The organism is Fulvivirga sediminis, assembly GCF_016757215.1.
Classification (GTDB): Bacteria; Bacteroidota; Bacteroidia; order Cytophagales; family Cyclobacteriaceae; genus Fulvivirga; species Fulvivirga sediminis.
Window position 1 is genome coordinate 25,115 of sequence record NZ_JAESIY010000010.1, and the last position, 17,761, is coordinate 42,875.

17 protein-coding genes are annotated in these 17,761 nt (G+C 37.3%); 5 read left to right on the forward strand and 12 right to left on the reverse strand.

The genetic code is table 11. From position 1 onward, the window contains the following. The gene (locus JL102_RS17510; protein WP_202245747.1) at positions 1-1,248 is read left to right on the forward strand and encodes a metallophosphoesterase; all 1,248 of its coding nucleotides are present in this window, start codon (positions 1-3) and stop codon (positions 1,246-1,248) included. Here JL102_RS17510 and JL102_RS17515 read toward each other — a convergent pair whose 3' ends face one another. Together JL102_RS17515 and JL102_RS17520 are read right to left on the reverse strand one after the other, a co-directional pair. Beyond that, positions 1,249-1,704 carry a hypothetical protein gene (locus JL102_RS17515; RefSeq protein WP_202245748.1) on the reverse strand — a complete coding sequence of 152 codons (456 nt, stop codon included), beginning with the start codon at positions 1,702-1,704 and terminating at the stop codon, positions 1,249-1,251. A gap of 3 nt (positions 1,705-1,707) precedes the next feature. Beyond that, on the reverse strand, positions 1,708-2,094 hold the full coding sequence (locus JL102_RS17520; protein WP_202245749.1) for a DUF3127 domain-containing protein: 387 nt from the start codon (positions 2,092-2,094) through the stop codon (positions 1,708-1,710). Positions 2,095-2,373: 279 nt separating this feature from the next. On the opposite strand from JL102_RS17520, the gene JL102_RS17525 reads away from it, so the two are divergent. Continuing rightward, positions 2,374-3,579: a hypothetical protein gene (locus JL102_RS17525; protein WP_202245750.1), complete on the forward strand. Its 1,206-nt coding sequence runs from the start codon at positions 2,374-2,376 to the stop codon at positions 3,577-3,579. On the opposite strand, the gene JL102_RS17530 is transcribed toward JL102_RS17525, so the two are convergent. Both JL102_RS17530 and JL102_RS17535 read right to left on the reverse strand, forming a co-directional pair. Beyond that, on the reverse strand, positions 3,576-5,642 hold the full coding sequence (locus JL102_RS17530) for a ComEA family DNA-binding protein (RefSeq protein ID WP_202245751.1): 2,067 nt from the start codon (positions 5,640-5,642) through the stop codon (positions 3,576-3,578). The two genes, JL102_RS17525 and JL102_RS17530, sit on opposite strands and share 4 nt — an antisense overlap. Further along, a complete protein-coding gene (locus tag JL102_RS17535) occupies positions 5,639-6,457 on the reverse strand; it encodes a PorV/PorQ family protein (protein ID WP_202245752.1) in 819 nt (272 codons plus the stop codon). Before JL102_RS17535 ends, JL102_RS17530 begins: the two co-directional genes overlap by 4 nt. Positions 6,458-6,521: 64 nt before the next feature. Here JL102_RS17535 and JL102_RS17540 point away from each other — a divergent pair, with 64 nt between their 5' ends. Continuing rightward, positions 6,522-7,133, forward strand: a complete 612-nt coding sequence (locus JL102_RS17540) for a toxin-antitoxin system YwqK family antitoxin (protein ID WP_202245753.1) — start codon at positions 6,522-6,524, stop codon at positions 7,131-7,133. On the opposite strand, the gene JL102_RS17545 is transcribed toward JL102_RS17540, so the two are convergent. The 7 genes from JL102_RS17545 to JL102_RS17575 form a co-directional block, all read right to left on the reverse strand. After that, positions 7,130-8,548: a POTRA domain-containing protein gene (locus JL102_RS17545; RefSeq protein ID WP_202245754.1), complete on the reverse strand. Its 1,419-nt coding sequence runs from the start codon at positions 8,546-8,548 to the stop codon at positions 7,130-7,132. The genes JL102_RS17540 and JL102_RS17545 overlap by 4 nt on opposite strands. Before the next feature lie 121 nt (positions 8,549-8,669). Further along, positions 8,670-9,398 (reverse strand): prolipoprotein diacylglyceryl transferase family protein, encoded by a 729-nt coding sequence (locus JL102_RS17550; RefSeq protein ID WP_202245755.1) that lies wholly within the window; start codon positions 9,396-9,398, stop codon positions 8,670-8,672. A 10-nt stretch (positions 9,399-9,408) separates the two neighbouring features. Continuing rightward, entirely contained in the window at positions 9,409-9,840 is a 432-nt protein-coding gene (locus tag JL102_RS17555) for a prolipoprotein diacylglyceryl transferase family protein (RefSeq protein WP_202245756.1), read from the reverse strand. A 14-nt stretch (positions 9,841-9,854) separates the two neighbouring features. Further along, positions 9,855-11,696 carry an NAD(+) synthase gene (gene nadE / locus JL102_RS17560; RefSeq protein ID WP_202245757.1) on the reverse strand — a complete coding sequence of 614 codons (1,842 nt, stop codon included), beginning with the start codon at positions 11,694-11,696 and terminating at the stop codon, positions 9,855-9,857. Positions 11,697-11,733: 37 nt separating this feature from the next. Continuing rightward, positions 11,734-12,480: a ribonuclease III gene (gene rnc / locus JL102_RS17565; RefSeq protein WP_394369246.1), complete on the reverse strand. Its 747-nt coding sequence runs from the start codon at positions 12,478-12,480 to the stop codon at positions 11,734-11,736. Beyond that, positions 12,477-13,730, reverse strand: coding sequence for a beta-ketoacyl-ACP synthase II (gene fabF / locus JL102_RS17570; RefSeq protein WP_202245759.1), 1,254 nt, complete (start codon positions 13,728-13,730; stop codon positions 12,477-12,479). Before fabF ends, rnc begins: the two co-directional genes overlap by 4 nt. A 37-nt stretch (positions 13,731-13,767) precedes the next feature. Beyond that, the gene (locus JL102_RS17575) at positions 13,768-14,007 is read right to left on the reverse strand and encodes an acyl carrier protein (RefSeq protein WP_202245760.1); all 240 of its coding nucleotides are present in this window, start codon (positions 14,005-14,007) and stop codon (positions 13,768-13,770) included. 271 nt (positions 14,008-14,278) lie between these two features. Between JL102_RS17575 and JL102_RS17580 the strand changes: the two genes are divergently transcribed. Together JL102_RS17580 and pyk are read left to right on the forward strand one after the other, a co-directional pair. After that, positions 14,279-14,698: an IPExxxVDY family protein gene (locus JL102_RS17580; RefSeq protein WP_202245761.1), complete on the forward strand. Its 420-nt coding sequence runs from the start codon at positions 14,279-14,281 to the stop codon at positions 14,696-14,698. A gap of 1 nt (position 14,699) precedes the next feature. Then, a complete protein-coding gene (gene pyk, locus JL102_RS17585) occupies positions 14,700-16,130 on the forward strand; it encodes a pyruvate kinase (protein ID WP_202245762.1) in 1,431 nt (476 codons plus the stop codon). An 81-nt stretch (positions 16,131-16,211) separates the two neighbouring features. On the opposite strand, the gene JL102_RS17590 is transcribed toward pyk, so the two are convergent. After that, positions 16,212-17,759 carry an NFACT RNA binding domain-containing protein gene (locus JL102_RS17590; protein ID WP_202245763.1) on the reverse strand — a complete coding sequence of 516 codons (1,548 nt, stop codon included), beginning with the start codon at positions 17,757-17,759 and terminating at the stop codon, positions 16,212-16,214. Positions 17,760-17,761 lie beyond the last annotated feature (2 nt).

The window sequence follows — 17,761 nt, forward strand, 5'->3', positions numbered from 1 at the left end:
ATGCAGAAGCTAATGGTTATAGCGATGGTGATGGCAGTGTTGCTGCTCATGGATTATTATGTCTATCAAGGTATTTTGTTTGTGATGCAGAATAGCTCAGATCAGGCAAAAAAAATAGTTCGTTATTTATATTGGGGGCTTACAGTGGTTTCCTTTTTGGTGATATTGATTTATAATTTAGGAGACCCTGAATGGTTTAAAGGTTCTTCCAGAAGCTTGATTTTTACAGGTCTTTTTATTAATTATTTTTCAAAGTTCTTTGCTATACTTTTTCTATTTACTGATGATCTTATCAGAGGTGTAAAGTGGCTGGTTGATTATTTTAAATCTCCCGAACCGTCAGGTAAAGGTGAGCCTATTACAAGAACGGAGTTTTTAACTAAAACAGCCTTGCTGGCCGGTACAGTGCCCTTGGTAGCCATGAGTTATGGTATAATTTCAGGAGCGCATGATTATCGTTTCAGAAGAAAGACTATTTATCTGCCTAACTTACCCAAGGCTTTTGATGGCATCACTATAGGTCAGGTTTCTGATATTCATTCAGGTAGTTTTTTCAATAAAACAGCTGTAAAAGGCGGAGTAGAAATGCTACTCAGAGAAAAACCGGATATTATATTTTTCACAGGTGATCTGGTGAATAATGAGACCAAGGAAGTAAGGGATTATATCAATATTTTTGATAAGCTACATGCTCCATTAGGGGTTTATTCTACTACGGGTAACCATGATTATGGAGACTATGCTACATGGTCATCAGCAGAGGCTAAGAAAAAGAATTTTCAGGATTTGATAGCAGCTCATAAGCAAATGGGCTATGATCTACTCATGAATGAGAACCGCTTTATAAAAGTAGATAATGAACAAATAGCCATTTTGGGTAATGAAAACTGGGGAGCTGGTCGTTTTTCTAAATATGGAGATTTGGATAAGGCATACGCAGGTAGTGAAGAGGCTCCTGTAAAACTGTTGTTATCTCATGATCCTAGCCATTGGGATGCGCAAGTAAGGCCACAGCACCCAGATATTGATCTGATGTTTGCAGGGCATACCCATGGTTTTCAGTTTGGCGTAGAGCTGGGAGATTTTCAATGGAGCCCCGCACAGTATGCTTATAAGCAGTGGGCAGGATTATATCAGCAGGGAGAGCAGTATTTATATGTAAACCGAGGCTTCGGCTATATTGGCTATCCCGGGAGGGTTGGAATGCCTCCCGAGTTAACCATTATTACTTTAAAGAGAAAAGCTTAATCATTCCATTACTTTTTCCCAATCATCAGAAGAGGAAATAGTAATAGATCCATTCTTTTTAACCAATATAAAATCAAGCATTACAGGAGTTCTGCATCCTTGAAACTGGGTGGCTCCTGTACTTTTCATCAGCACAGGGTATGAAAGCCCGTATTCTCTTTCAAATTTTACTATTTCGTTATTTTCATTGAGTAGAAACCCCCATTCCATATCAATGGCGCCTTTTTTACAAGAAGTAGGAGCAAAGCCGAAAATGTCATAGTTGTACACTCCGGAGCCATCTTCATTAATCTGTAAATAGCCACTTTTTCTACCGGCATACTTGCCATAAAATTCCTGCGGTACTTCAAAGGTGGTTTTTACAGCAGTGCCATTGTACTCTATCTCTCTGATTTTTTCATTAGAATTAGAGAAAATGGCGGTAAGGCTGATAAATAGAAATATAAGTGTTTTCATTTCTTAAAAAGGCAAATCATCTTCATCTCCGTTAGTAACCCATCCTGGCTCTTCCATCGGTCCTGGATCTTGCTGTGGTGGTGGAGGCATATCACCACCAGGAGCATTGGCGCTTACGCCTTCCAGCTTCCAGGCTTGTAGTGAGTTGAAATATTTCACTTCACCCTTAGGGTCAGTCCATTTTCTGCCTTTTAAGTTAAAATATACATCAATGTCATCACCTACTTTATAAATATCCAATAAAGCACACTTGTCTTGGATCATTTCAAACTTCAAAAACTCTGGATACTGAGGGTTTTCAGCATACTCTAGTACAAACTCTCTTTTTTGAAATGAACTTGTAACTTGCTGAGTACTAGAAATCTCGAGAATTTTTCCCTTAACATTCATGAAAAACTAATTTTATTATTTAATACTTGTTGATACAACAAAGGTAATATAATAATGACCCGATGTTATCTTTTTTTTCTGAATATAGCCCAGAAAATTATGATAAACAATATTCCTCCAATGGCCATGGTTAATAGCGTTGATGCGTCTATTAATTCTACTCCGTTCATAATTTTATTCCTTTTTGTAAAGATAAGGCATGCAGATCATTCCTAATTATATTTTTATATATTGCTGGTTTTGGTAAACTTGTATGCTTTCCATCATGAATAGAACAGAGTGAAAATAAGCCATAAAAATCATCTTTTCGGAGCAGTGATTTTCGTAATCATTGCTATGGTACTCTGGTTGAGGATAGCAGTGGAGGCTACCCATTATATCTCACCTGATTCAGAATTTTATCTCCGAGTAGCGGAAAATTTATTAGCAGGTAAAGGGCTGGTGGCTCCATACACTTATCCTTTTAGTGATGCCACAAAAGAAATATATTTTGCTGCATGGGCTCCTGGTTATCCTGTGTTTATAGCTTTTTTGTGTTGGCTCAGTGTTGGGAGTGTGTCTGTAATTGTAGCCTCTAAGCTTATTAATTTGATGGCGCTGGCAGGCATATATTGGTTATTATATAAATGGGTAGGTCATAGAGCATGGTTTCCCTTTTTGTATTTCTGCTCTTTTGGAATGCTAGAAGTGTATTCTTACTCATGGTCTGAGCCAGTGTTTTTGTTTTTTGTGGTTTTATTAGCCTATCAGATTAAAAGAAGCAGGTATAATCAAGATAAGTGGCTTTTTATAAAAGTTACGGGCATCCTCATTATACTGTTTTTGATAAGGTATGCCGGACTTGTTTATTACATTGGATTAAGCTTACTCATGTTTTTTGCATTTTTTAGAAATAGGAAAAAGCTAGCTTTACATTATTTAACAGCATTATCTATTAGCAGCATAGTAGCATTAGCCTATTTTTATAATAATTATTTGCAAATGGGGGCTTATACAGGTGGAGAAAGGGTGTTTCCGGAGCAAGTGAGTGATCTTGGGTTTATTGGAGATTTGGGCTATGGTCTTTTCAATGCTTTTTCGATCGCTCGTAATTTTTATTTTGAGTTCGAAATATTTTACTTCTCTCTACTGGCTTTGCAATTAATTTTAGTAGCGTTTCTTGTAGTAGAACGGCGAATATTGCAAAGGCCTTTTATTAAGAATAATGATGATGTTTGTGTTCTATGGGGAAGTGCAATATTTTATTTATTACTTATTATCATTCTTAGAAGGTTATCTCCTTTTGATCCCTTTGACTATAGAATATTAAGTCCATTTATGCTTACTTTCTTTTTAGCGGTGTTTATAGCTATTCTCAGACAGGAAGCATTTTTTCAAAAAACCTATAAATGGATTACAGCTTTTATGCTTCTTTCTTTAGTAATGAACCTGCCAAAAGCGTTTTTATATGAGAAGCTGCAAACACTAATTTCTCATGTTATCTAAAATCTGAGTCTCATTTGTACTTTTAAATCGGTCTTAGTATCACCTGTTATTTCTTCTAGTCCTGAGCTTATGCGCTCTTGGTTTCTATAAAGGGTTTGTGCGTATTTTATCCAGAAGTCTAAGTGCTGATTAATTTTGTATCGAACCACTATATATTGACGGGTACCCTTGCCATAATAAGCAGGTATAGAAAAGGAGTAAAGCACGTCCCTTTCGTAGGCATATTGCCTGTTTTGATAATCGTCGGTATCAAATAATGCCAGCCTGGTGCTAATGCGTAATTTTTTAAGGTCAATGTTTAAGTCTTGAATAAGGGCCATGCCGTGTGTTCTTTGTTCTGCAAAATTATAATTGCTGAGCTGAAGCCTTGTTTTTAAAGAAATGATATCATTGGCCTCTATGTCAATATTGAAAATGTAATTGTCTTTAATGCCATTGGTGGTAATAGTCATAGGCTGTTCGGGCAAAGAATAGTTGTTGGCTTTTGATTCTCTTCTATACTGAAAATATAGTATTGATTTTCGGTTGGGTTTATAATTGGCCCTAGCCAGGTATTCATAGCCCCCTGAAGGACTGCTAATGCCAAACTTTAGCCAAGGGAAGTTGAACTTGTCAAAGTAAGCAGATAACTGAAATTTTCTAAAGGGAGAATATTTTAAGCCCCAATACCACCCCTTTTCATTAATGTTTTTGCCTGCTGCTTCCGCAAAAGCACTACCATAAAAGCTATGAAAATTTCTCTGGTAATTTCGTAATACCACAGAGCATTCTAATGTGCGACTTAGGTTGAGAATCATGCCTCCTATAGCTCCTATTCCGCCACTTTTGGAGCGAGCTGCTTCACTGAAAAAGGCTAAATTATTCCAGTTGTATTGAACGGAGACCCCAAGGTTATGATTTTGGATACCCGTAAATTCAAATTGATTATACAGATAAGGAGATTTTATTAGCGCGGTGCTGTAATGGTTGTTTAAATAAGTAATGCCTACCTGTAGGTTGTCATTCGCATCTTTGTATAGCAGATGAGCGCCAAGGGTCTGTTCTGTAATTTGATTTTTTGCGGCTATTTCAGATTCAGTTCTATGAAATCCACTGCTTTGCACTGAAGAGATAAACTCATAATAACTATCAGCTGAATCTGACCTTATTACAGCATCCTGATGTAGGCGTGAGTAGAAGGTGGTAAGTTGCCATTGGGGAGTAAAAGCATAAGTAGCTGTGGCACCTCTGAAGAATCCGGTTTCTACCACGGAAGTATAAGGTCTGGCTCCCAGATTACTCCTTCGTACAGTAGTTATGGTTTCCCCTCCTTTTCCTATATTGAATCCGGAAGAAAGTAGTAGGCCTTGTCCAAATTGCAATTGATAATCACCAATGATAAGGTTCCGAAGTTTACCTTGATTCTGAAGTTGAAAGTGAAAACTGTAAAAGTCAAATCCATTGGTTTTGCTATTAAATGCAAGTGGTTCTCCGGCATCTTTTTCTAAGGTATACCCTAAACTAAAGTCTTTAGTATGACTTACTCTAAACCTATTGTATAACTTATAAGGAGCCCCTTTATACCTGCTGGTGCTCGTTTCTGTAGGAGGAGTATATCCCTTTTTCGTTTCTAAGGTTCTTTCATACCGTACCAAGAAATAATTGTTAGGTTCGTTTAATATTCGTTTTATTAATGAGGTTTGATCTTTATTTAGTCCATAGTCTTTTACGGTTATGAAGGGTATCATCTTTCGAATATCACCCATAGTGAGACCAGGAATGGCCTGCAATTCATAGATAGAAAGTAAGTCTCCATATTTTTCGCGATAGCTTATAATGTTGTTAATCTGCTGATCATTCAAAATATACAAAGCACGCAAATCATCCTTGTCTGCCTTATTTATATTAAGCGGATGCGTGTAGTAAAGAAGGAGAGACTCATAGAGTTCTTCATAGTTCAAATCACCGTCTTGAACAGAGAAGATGTTTTCAATAAATAGTTGTAAATCAAAGTCTTGCTGCTTCTTTTGAGGAAATGCACAAGAAGATATGTAAATGCAGAGAAAAATAAAAAGCCATCTCATTGATGTGATTTTATGATATGAGAAATGCCAACCTGATGGGTAAATCCAAGTTTGTTGTTATTGCTTAATGCATAATCTACTTTTAAACGCGAAGTGAAGAAACCAAGCCCAAAGTACTGAATAAAAGGTGAGGTTTGAGCCCCAGTTCTTAGCGCTATATATTTAAGGAATACATATTCAAGGCCTAGTTTTAAAGTAGTATCATAGTCAATATCTTTCTCTACTTCGGCGTTAAGGGTAACTGCAGCGGTGGGTTGATAGGAAACCCCGGCTTGCAAGGAGATAGGCACACGCTCATTTTCAAATTCTGAAATTTGTGGTTGGTTAACGTTGTTAATGTATGCACCCACTAGAAGTTGATCTGATAAACTTGCGATACCCCCAAAGTCTATTGTTACAAAGCTTTTATTGCCATAGCCTTCCATGTGATACTGGCTGTAGTTAAGGCGTATGCCTAAGCCTGCTAAGCCAAAATGATTAGCATAGTTTAAGGATAGTTCTTGTTCATGGTAAAGGTCGTCTCCAAATTTCAAGAATGATAGGCCTACCACTCCGGTAGGTGCAGGAGAATAAATACCTGCGGCAATGGTATTTAATCCTTCTATTCCATATTTATTTTCAAATCCTCCTATAGCCGCTAAGTCTGTCAATTCGCTCAATCCGGCGGGGTTGTTGAATAGTGACCACCCATCTTTCATGGTAGAGGAAGTGAAACCCATACCTTTAGCTCTGGCCCCAAATTGATGAGTGTTTTGAGCGCTTACGCACGAAATTAATAGCAGGAGAAAGAGCAATATGAAGACAAGCTTTTCCAAATTATTTAACTTAGAGTTACTATAATAAATTAATAAAAATCACTTTTTAAGTGAAGTAGATGTAATGAAGTTGCTGAAAATCATAGTTTTATTGTTTTTTCCTTTTAGTTTATTCGCTCAGGATTCATTGAGATATAATGATGGAAAATTGAAGGGAGTAGGCGCTTTAGATAAAGGCAAAAAACAAGGTCATTGGGTTTTGTATTACCCTAATGGAGAGAAAAATGCCATTGAAAATTATAATGAAAAAGGGCAGTTAGATGGGGAGGTGATTTACTATAATACAGAAGGGAAAAGAATAGGGGAGGAACTTTGGAACGCTGACCTATTGATAGATTCGGCTTTCTATTACCATAACAATGGGCAGGTAGAGAAGAAGGGGAAGTATGAGAAGGGGCAGTACGCCGGGGTCTGGAAGTTTTATTATCCTAATGGGCAATTAAAAAGAGCGGTTTCGTATGTAAATGGCTGGCCGGAAGGAGACTGGAAGGTTTATAATGAAACTGGGGTTTTGATTCAGCAGGGAGCTTATGAGGAAGGAAAGGAAACAGGAGAATGGAAGTTTTATGATGACAAAGGAAGACTAGAGTTTATTGGCAATTATGAAAAAGGTGAAAGGGTAGGTACATGGTATCAAATTTCTCCAAAAGGAAAGAAGAAAGAGGTGAAGTATTAGAATTCTTTTCGAAAGTGAACAAATAGCCCGTGCTCCATTTCTCTATTCATGGAATATTCCAGCCTAATTACAGTGTCATAATAAGAGACAATGTCAAAACCAGCTCCGTAGCCAAATAAATAACGGTCGGTTAACATAGTGTTTTGATTATAGTTGGTTAGGTTTTCAGAGTAACCCATGTCAAGATATAATTTGAAATAGATGTCAATAGGCACTGTTTTAAATTGATCAATAGGAATAAAATTAAGGTCTGTGCTAAAGCTCAATAGCCGTTTTTTAAGTGTAGACCTATTGAGTAAAAATGATTTTGATTCTACTACATATAGCTCATATCCTCTAATAAAGTCATTATAATAACCTAAACCCTTTAGATTGGAATAGGGTTGGTTTTCTGGAAAACTAACATAGGCTGAGCTGTAATTGGACAAAAAGTAGTCTTTTCCTAAATCCATATACTTAGAGTACTGCCCACCAAGCTCTAGTTGATTAATATCATTATAAAGACCTAGGCCATACTTTCGGGCAAAAGCTGCAATTTTTAATCCTTTCAACGGATATGTAACATTATTACGTTTATCATACTCAAAGTTATAGGTAATGCCGAAGTATTGCTGCTTTCGGTCATTATCTAAATAATAATTGGGATTCTCTAAGGTTACGGTGTCATTTACCCAATTATCAAAGAAATATAAGTTCACTCGGTGGGTAGAATAAAATGAGTTTCTAAACTGGTAGCCCAAACCATATTGTTTTTGAACTCTCAATACATCTTCAGAGTCTAAAAATTCTCTTTTATGGTCTACAGTTCTATAGGGTATGTTTTTATTTTCGGCATAAGAGTATAAGAAAGAAATGCCATGTCTCTGAGATTTATCTAAATAGGGCACATAATACGCCACTTCAAATTGCTTGGTATATCCAAACTGAGCCACGAGCTTCAAACGCTCATTTCTTCCTCTTACATTATTTTGGAATAATTTTAACCCATAATTGACCCGGCTAAGGTCATGGTTCTGATTTTGCCACCAGTCATTGAAATTCCTGTCTACCAAATCAAAAATAGGAACAGGAAAGGTATACCACCGCTCGCTGACTTTGACTATTACGTCTACCTTATCATCTTGAAGTTCCAGTAATGAAACTTCAACAGTGTTAAAGAGGCGGGTATTGAAAATTTTATTTCTGTCTTGTTGAATAATATCTTCTAAATCAGGCTCATAGAAGTATTCTCCAGTGTGGATGCTCATCTCCCTCAGTATAATAGACTTCTTTGTTTTTTTATTGCCAATCACAAAAATGTTGTCAATATAAACATATTTGTTCTCGGTAGAATCAGTTTTAACCTGCTGAGAAGGTATACTGTCATAGGTAGGAAAGGTTTCTGCTTTCAATACCGATGAGGGAGAATAAGTCATGAAAAAAGACAGTAGAAATACAAGCATTTCTGTTACCAGGCCAGGTCGAAAATATTTAGTTAAGTATTAAAAATATGAAATAGTATCGTATAAACTAAACGTTTAGCGCTCTGTATTTTTATTAATTATTCTGATAATTCTTTTTACGCGCATAAATTAGTATGATAATGCCACTTATAATCAAAGGGATACTTAGCAATTGTCCCATATTTAGCATCAAATTCTCTTCAAAAGGAAGCTGATTTTCTTTGATGAATTCATAAAGAAAGCGCATGCTGAAAATGACAGTAAGGAGTATGCCAAAGAGTAAGCCTGGTGGCGTGTTTAGCTTTTCTTTATTCCATATTCCAAAAAGTATGAAGAATAATATCAGGCAGCTACATGCTTCATACAGTTGAGCTGGGTGTCTTGCTATTCCATATACTATTATAGAGGCTTCATAATTTCCAGAGTTGTTGTAGCTAATTAGAGGGGAAAATTTAGCAGAAGGGGGATAAAAAAAGTGTTGATGGAGAAAATTCTTGCTTCTTAACTGAGTTAAAAAATGGCCGTTTAGAAAACCTTCAATACCTTCTTTAGTCTGAACGTCTGGGTGTGGTTTAAAGGTTAAGGTAAGGTCTATAGGCATATAGCCCGGTTCTATAGGTGGGGCCAAATGGTTTTGTGTATAAGAAATGCTTTCTATAGGGCTACTATCTTCTTTAATAAACTGATTTAAGTTGTTCGCGAATACCACACCGAAGCCCGAGTGAGTAGGCTTGCCTATAATTTCTGAATTAATAAAATTGCCTATTCTTATAAAACAGCCGCATATGGCTACTACTATGGCTATTCTATCTACTACCTGCAAAAAGGACTGATTAGGCCTTTTTTTTTTTTTTTAAAATCAGCTTTTTAGCTTTAAAAGGGTTTATTTTAAACTGAAAATGACTATAAAACCATAAGGCTGCTAGTATGCCAATACCTGCCCCATGGCTTGCTAGCCCTCCTTCCCATACTCTAAAGATATACCCCGGATCTTGCCATATTTTAGAGGGGTTATTAAAGAAATCATAAAAAAGAACATGGCCAAGACGTGCACCAACTACCGTAGCTATAAGCAAATAAATAGTTAGCGTTTCTACATCTCTTTCTGGCTTTCCTTCTTTTTTGAAGATATAGAAAAGAATCTGTTGGCTAATAATGAGTCCCACAGTGAAAAGAATGCCATAATACCTTACGGGGTATTCGCTAACAGGCAAATGAAAAAATACAGGATTTTGCTCCCAAATAATGTAGCTCAAATTAAACATATAAGCTGTAGCTGTTAATAGTTGTTGAGCGCTTCCAATTCTTCTTTAAAGCTTCCTGATAAAATCGGGAATCTACACCAAGTGCGAGGGTCCACGTTAAAATCATCTACATGGAAAGATGGCGCTATGCGTTCCCTTTTCCACTGATTTCTAGCCCATAATGTGTAAAATCTAGTAATATGCTGCTTGAGTAGATCATCAGTCTCCAGGTTCAAGAGAGATAAGGCTTTGAACACCTCCAAAGGCGATTGATGTTCCTTAATGGCCAGCTTCTCAATTTCCACTATGATGTGGTATGGCATGAGATCCGTTTCGTCAGTCTGTTTGTTTTCTAATGGTCTCAGCTCTGCACTTGGCTGTAGTGAGTTAACATGAGATAATGCCGAATAGCCCAGTTCTTGCTCTGCCCATTTTAGCCAGCCGATAATAAAATGTTTATCCACAGCGGCAATAGGAGATATACTGCCACTGGTATCTCCGTCCATAGTGGCATAGCCTACATCGCCCTCACTACGGTTAGAGGTGGTAAGTAGCAGGGCATTATTAATATTAGCCAGCATCCAAATAATGGGAGACCTGGCCCGAGCCTGAATATTTTGAAGCGTAATGTCATCTTGCTCCCAGGTTAGGGGCCTATCAATGGCTTTTTCTATTTTTTTAGTGTATGAAGATACTTCCTCATCAATGAGCCAGTGATAGAAAGTCGCTCCCAGTTGAGAAGCCAACTCTTTAGCTGAGTTAAAGGTGTCTTCTGAACTGTTTACAGTGCCTTGATAAGCACAAGTAAAAATCGCTGAAACAATCTCATTTATATCCCTAGAGTCAATGGAGCTAAGGCCGGCTTTGGATAGAAAGAGGTCTACGCCTAGCTCTGCAACCCCTCTTCTTACCATTTCAGCTACCAATACTGCTATAGAAGAAGAATCAGCTCCTCCGCTTAATGAAAGTATAAAACCTTTGCTACGGCTTTTTCTTAGGTAGTCATACAGAGCGAGGGTCTCTGCTTTTAAAAATTCAGTATTCTTGTCTCTGGCATATTCTGACGGGGCAGGATAGGTTTCATTCTCATTGGAGAAATCCACATCTGCATAGATTAGTTCTACATCCTGAAAGGAGAGCCAGTTATTTCTTTGAATGAGGGTGCCATGTCTGGCTATGAGTATTTCACCATCATAAATCATTCTACCTGCTTCATTGCCTAGCAGGTTAGCATATAAATAAGTGCAATGGAAATTCTTAGAACTTGTTACCACCAGCTCTTCTCTGGCGATAGTTTTATCAAAAGCGAAATGGCTGGCACTGGGGTTAAGAATGAGGTTTACCCCTTTTTCATACAGTTTGCAGGCAGGTCTTACTTCTCGCCAGGCGTCTTCACATATCTCAAAGCCCATTTTGATATCACCAAACTCAAGAACTATGTCTCCAAAATCATAGGTTTTATCATTAATGGTTATTTTATCTACTTTTTCAGAAATGCCAGGTGTAAACCAGCGAGGCTCATAATGTACTCCATCATTAGCCAGATTTTGTTTTACATAGAAGCCTAGTATCTCCGTATCTTTTATAATACAAGTGGTATTATAATTTCTTCCTTCAAACTTTATGGGTAGGCCTATGGCTACTATTATGTCGGTGCAAAGAGGTCTTACTTTTTCTAGTTCTTGTAGCGCTCTGTCGTAAATCCAGTTGCCTAAGAATAGGTCTTCACAGCCGTAACCTGTAATACATAGCTCAGGAAGGCATAGAATTTCCACCTTATTTTTCTGAGCTGTTTTTATGGCTTCAGCTATATGTTTATGATTACCTTCCCAGTTTAGGGCTGTTTGGTTAAGTGTTGCTCCTGCTAATTTTGTCATGCAAAGAATGATTTTATAGGAGCGAAGATCGGAATCTTTACTCCAACTTCAATATTTCACAGGTTTTTTGAGCCGCATTTTGTTCTGCTTTTTTCTTGCTGGCTCCTACTCCGGTAGCCATGGGCTCATCATCTATGTATACCTGTGCGGTAAATTCGCGATGCTGTTTTTCTGCTTTTACCCCTACAATCTCAAATTTAAGGTCTTTGTTTTCCTTTTGAGACCATTCTATGATTTTGCTCTTCCAGTTAGGGTTAGACCTAATGATCTCATTAATGTCAAAATAAGGAATAATGAGTTTTTCCAGCACAAACTTAGTGCAGAAACGGTAGCCTTTGTCTAGATATACGGCACCAACAAGCGCCTCCAAAGTGTCTCCATAAAGAGATTTATGAGATAAGGCATTCTTTTTATTTTGGTCGTATTCTACTAGCTGGTTAAGACCAATTTTTCTACCTAGAGTATTAAGCGATTCTCTGTTTACTATACGTGAACGTATTTCTGTAAGGAAGCCTTCCTCTTTAAAAGGAAAGGTCTTGAAAAGATAATCAGCTACTATAGCGCCCAGTACCGCATCACCTAGGTACTCTAATCTTTCGTTAGATTCTTTAAGACCACGGCTATTTACCCTGGCCATAGAGCTGTGTTTTACGGCTAGCTGGTATAGCTGCAAATTAAAAGGCTTACTACCCACAATTGTTTTAATTGCGGTAATAAGCCTTTTATCTTTTTTAGTTCTTTTTCGAAAAATGTTTACAAGGCGAGATACACCACGATGCACTATTCTTGGATTTTTCTAAAAATTATAGAGGTATTGTGACCTCCAAAACCAAAAGTGTTACTCAAAGCAACATTAACGTCTCTTTCCTGAGCCTTATTAAAGGTAAAGTTTAGTTTATTATCCAAATTATCATCATCAGTAAAATGATTGATGGTAGGAGGGATAATACCATTCTTTATGGCAAGTATACTTGCTACCGCTTCAATGGCTCCGGCAGCACCTAGTAGGTGGCCAGTCATTGATTTAGTAGAACTAATATTTAAGTTATAAGCATGCTCCCCAAAAACCTTTTTAATGGCTAATGTTTCACTAATATCGCCTAGTGGAGTGGATGTACCATGCACATTGATATAGTCAACATCTTCCGGTGAGATTTTGGCATCGGCCAAAGCGTTGATCATCACATTAGTAGCACCAAGTCCTTCCGGATGTGGAGCCGTAATGTGATGAGCATCAGCGGACATACCGCCACCAATTATCTCAGCGTATATTTTTGCACCTCTTGCTTTTGCATGTTCATATTCTTCAAGAATGAGCGCTCCAGCACCTTCTCCCAGTACAAATCCTTCACGATCTTTATCAAAAGGTCTTGAAGCAGTTTCAGGAGAATCATTTCTTTCAGAAAGGGCCTTCATGGCATTAAATCCACCAATCCCGGCTTCTGTTACCGCCGCTTCGCTACCACCAGATATAGCTACATCCATATGTCCTAAACGAATGTAGTTTAATGCATCTATTAGAGCATTAGTGGCTGAAGCACAGGCAGAAACAGTAACAAAATTAGGGCCGTGAAACCCATATTTTATTGAAATGTAGCCGGCACTGATGTCTGCAATCATTTTAGGAATGAAGAAAGGGTTAAAACGCGGTGTGTTATCATTGTTCGCGTAACTTTTAACTTCTTCCTGAAAAGTCATGAGTCCTCCAATACCAGAACCCCAAATTACCCCTGCTCTATTCAAGTCGATAGAATCCAGATCTAACTGAGAATCTTTGATGGCTTCATCAGCCACCACCATGGCATACTGAGTGAAAGGGTCCATTTTTCTGGCTTCCTTTCTTTCAAAATAAGCTTCAGGATTATAGTCTTTTATCTCGCAAGCGAATTGCGTGCGAAATTTTTCAGGATCAAATCTCGTAATACGGGCTGCACCACTTACTCCTTTTGTCAAACCAGCCCAGAAATCCTGGGCGGTGTTTCCGACAGGCGTAAGGGCACCTAAACCTGTAACTACTACTCTTCTCAACGTCATAAAGTAGGGTTAGAATTATATAAAAGGGTGTTTTAAATTAGCTTTTAACGTTTTCTTCTAAATAAGAAATTGCTTGGCCAACAGTAGAGATGTTTTCTGCCTGATCATCAGGGATTGAAATGTTGAACTCTTTCTCAAATTCCATAATTAATTCAACAGTATCTAATGAGTCGGCTCCTAAATCATTTGTGAAGCTAGCTTCAGGAGTAACCTCTGATTCCTCAACTCCCAACTTATCAATAATAATTGATTTAACTTTTTGTGCTATTTCAGACATGTGTTTAATGTTTTAATAGTTAAAATATCTGCAAAGAAATGCATTAAATATAATAATGTCAAACAATTTATTTAAAGTTATTATTGATGTAAAAATGCCGAATATTCACCCAAAAACTTATAATATTCGCAAATTTTAAAGAACTTTGAACCGTGATTAACAATTCTTTATTCTGGGTTGTGATAGGGCTAAACGAATCAGGAATATTCTTTTTTCGTGATTTTGTCCACGAAAGCAAATTGATTACACACATTATATTATAATATACTGAGTGAAAAAGACCAAGTTGTTCATAGAACACGTGTATGATTTTGACCTTTTAGGAGTGATATCCTCTGTCAGATTCTATAAAATGGCTTGGTGTATCAATAAAACCTTGTCTGTAAGACTAAAGAAAGAAGAAGATATTTCTCTTGAGGTAAAGAATGAACGAACATCATTATTCGGAAATTATATATTCGAAAATGAGAGTTGTTATTTACAGTTATATAAAAATAAATCTTTAGATGGTGAGAATGCCTATCTTATTCCAGAAATGCAACATTATGACTATCTTATAAAATCGTCTCTGGAGTATCAATCGTTTGCGGCTGAAGAAATAATAAAAGCATTGAAAGAAGTCACATGGATTGAATATATTGCCGCTATCGAAGTAAATAATTTAAAGTCAAAAGACAACTTTTTAACTTAATATGGATCAGGAAATACACTTTAACAAAACGAAAATTGTGGCTACAGTGGGCCCAGCCTCTAATGATAAAGATATGCTTCGAAAGCTTATGCAAGAAGGGGTTGATATTTTTAGGTTGAATTTTTCTCATGGTACGCATGAAGATCACTCAAAAGTGATTCAATATGTTCGTGAGTTAAATGAAGAGCTAGGAACCCATGTTTGTTTACTTCAGGATTTACAAGGCCCAAAAATAAGATTGGGTGAAGTAGAGAAAGATGCAGAAATAACCACTGGACAGAAATTTATTATTACCACCGAAGAAATGGTTGGTACTAGTGAAAAAGCCAGTACAGTTTATCAAGGCCTGCCTGATGATGTAGTACCCGGAGATATGATACTTATCGATGATGGTAAGATCGAACTTAAAGTGACTGGTAAAAATGGAAGAGAAGTTGAAACTGAAGTTATTTTCGGAGGTAAACTGAAGTCCAGAAAAGGTATAAACATGCCTTATACTAAGGTTTCTGCTCCTTCATTAACAGAAAAGGACATTGCAGATTTAGAATTTGGTTTGCCTCATGATATTGAATGGGTGGCACTCTCTTTTGTAAGATCAGCTGAAGATATCCGTGACCTTAGAGGAAGAATTAAAGCGGCTGGTAAAACAAGCCGTATTATAGCTAAAGTAGAAAAGCCTGAGGCTATTAAAAATATAGATGAGATCATAGAAGAAACTGACGCCGTGATGGTGGCCAGAGGAGATTTGGGTGTGGAGATCTTCATGGAAGAGGTGCCTATGGCTCAGAAAATGATTGTAGAAAAGTGTAATAAACTGGCTAAGCCTGTAATCATTGCTACTCAAATGATGGAGAGTATGATTGAAAACCCAAGGCCTACCAGAGCTGAAACTAATGACGTGGCTAACGCGGTAATGGATGGTGCAGATGCACTTATGCTTTCTGCTGAAACTGCAGCGGGACTATTCCCTGTGGAGGTAATTCGTAGTATGGTGAAAACTATTACTAGTGTAGAGAGACAGGCTGACGTATACTTTAAGCATGAGATGCCTGAAAAAGAAGATCCATTATTCCTTAATAATGCTTTAATTCTTAATGCTTGTAGGTTAGCACAGTCTACTAAGGCCACTGCTATTGTGGGTATGACCGCTTCTGGTTACACTGCCTTTAAATTGGCTGCACACAGGCCTAAAGGAAATATCTTCATATTTACTCATAACAGACCTTTGCTTAATACCATGAACCTTATTTGGGGCGTAAGGGGTTTTTATTATGATAAAGCAGAGTCTACAGATCATACTTTCGCTGATATAGAGGAAATCTTGAAAAGCAATGGATACATCCAGCAAGGTGATGTGTTTATTACTACTGCAAGTATGCCTTTAAAAGAAAGAGGAAGAACAAATACTATTAAGCTAAATGTAGTGGACTAAAAAGTTCTCTTATAAATTATAAAGAAGGCTGCTCTTTACTAAGGGCAGCCTTTATTTTTATATTAGCTTTTAGTGGTATAATTATAGTTCATTGCTAGGAGGAACTAATACCACGCTTTCTTCTTTATCAACCGCCACCATACCTGCTGGGTCACCTTTTCTTTTTCTTACAAACTTTCTTGGTGTAACTATCACAGGGCATAGGGTGTCATTTTTTCTTTTGGAATAGTATGCCGCCAGTTGCGCTGCTTTTTCTATTACATGCTGAGGAAATGTTTTTCCTGCCTGATGCTTGATGAGTACATGGGAGCCGTTCACATCCTTGGCATGGAGCCAAAGATCATCTTTATAAGCATATTGCTGAAGTAGTAAATCATTGTTTCTCGCATTTTTTCCAATCCAAAGGTGCCAGCCGTTATAAACAAAGCTCATAAATGGCTTTGGTTGCTGCTCATTTTTTTCTGAATTACTCTTTTTAGTAAGATTTTTTAAGGCTTTAATGTCATCAGTGCTCTCTATAGTCTCTTTTTTTAGCATAAGCTCTAGTAGAAGGTCTTCCTTTTGAGATAGATTTTTCTCCAGGGCTTTTATTTCTAGTGCCTGATTTTTAGATTTTCGGTAATAGTTTTCAGCGTTTTTTTGAGGTGAGAGGTCTCGCTTTAGCTTGATGTTTATGGGCGCATTGTTATCGTAGAAATTATCTAGAGTGGCTTCTGCAGAGCGGGGAGGTATAGCGTGCAGGTTAGCCATAATAATGTCGGCAAGCTGGCTGTAGTTTTGGTTTTGCTCTATTCCTTTGAGCTTATCTCCGGTTTTTTTGATATATCCCTCACTCTTTCTGATGCTTTTTTCTATATCAGAAAGGAGTTGTTTTTTGAGCTGACGAATGCTTTCATCAGAAATATATTTGATGAAAAAGTGATTTATTGCAGCCACCGGATCAGAAAGTTCTTCGATTATGGAGCCGGTTTTAATGAGGCTAAGCGTAAGTTTCGAATTGATTTCTGATACAAAGAAATTTGGAGATTCGAGCTGTTCTACTGTTTCTTGTATGGCCTTCCATTGTTGCTCTATGGTTAGCTCTTCGTAGTTAATGCTTTTGAAGTACTCTTTTATTACCGGTCCAAAAGTTGGGTAGAGTTTTTTGAAATTTCCCTGCTCTTTTAAGAAGTGATCATAGCTTTGATCGATAGGCCTATCAAGTTCATTAATACTGATATCAAAATCATTTTTAAGGCCTTTTTTGAAGACTTCTATAATAGATTCTTCATTGAAAAGAATAATATTAGACCGATTGCCATGCATTTTGAAGAGTAGCTGATAACCCTCTGTAAATTGTAGGGCAAAGCATCTCTCGTTGACAAACATGCGTATACCAGTCACTTTTTTGCCTATGAGATCCTCAAAGAGGTCTACACTGTTTTTTCTGGCTCGGCTAAAGTTATTGGGCAGTGAGAGGCAGCAAAAGGCAGGTGAAAGATGAGCTTTTATGTAAATATCGTCTTTACCAGCAAAAGCAAAGATAAGCTCGTTTTTATTTTGAGTAAAGCATTCTACTAGTTCTGCATTATTAAGTTGAGAAGAAAGTGAATTGGTAAGATGCTTTAAAAAGTAGTAGTTATTATGCATCA

Coding starts and splice junctions, on each gene's coding strand:
- JL102_RS17575 (WP_202245760.1), bottom strand. CDS start 14,007: ATGTCTGAAATAGCACAAAAAGTTAAATCAATTATTATTGATAAGTTG.
- JL102_RS17540 (WP_202245753.1), top strand. CDS start 6,522: ATGAAGTTGCTGAAAATCATAGTTTTATTGTTTTTTCCTTTTAGTTTA.
- pyk (WP_202245762.1), top strand. CDS start 14,700: ATGGATCAGGAAATACACTTTAACAAAACGAAAATTGTGGCTACAGTG.
- JL102_RS17510 (WP_202245747.1), top strand. CDS start 1: ATGCAGAAGCTAATGGTTATAGCGATGGTGATGGCAGTGTTGCTGCTC.
- JL102_RS17545 (WP_202245754.1), bottom strand. CDS start 8,548: ATGACTTATTCTCCCTCATCGGTATTGAAAGCAGAAACCTTTCCTACC.
- JL102_RS17555 (WP_202245756.1), bottom strand. CDS start 9,840: ATGTTTAATTTGAGCTACATTATTTGGGAGCAAAATCCTGTATTTTTT.
- JL102_RS17590 (WP_202245763.1), bottom strand. CDS start 17,759: ATGCATAATAACTACTACTTTTTAAAGCATCTTACCAATTCACTTTCT.
- JL102_RS17520 (WP_202245749.1), bottom strand. CDS start 2,094: ATGAATGTTAAGGGAAAAATTCTCGAGATTTCTAGTACTCAGCAAGTT.
- fabF (WP_202245759.1), bottom strand. CDS start 13,730: ATGACGTTGAGAAGAGTAGTAGTTACAGGTTTAGGTGCCCTTACGCCT.
- JL102_RS17530 (WP_202245751.1), bottom strand. CDS start 5,642: ATGAGATGGCTTTTTATTTTTCTCTGCATTTACATATCTTCTTGTGCA.
- JL102_RS17515 (WP_202245748.1), bottom strand. CDS start 1,704: ATGAAAACACTTATATTTCTATTTATCAGCCTTACCGCCATTTTCTCT.
- nadE (WP_202245757.1), bottom strand. CDS start 11,696: ATGACAAAATTAGCAGGAGCAACACTTAACCAAACAGCCCTAAACTGG.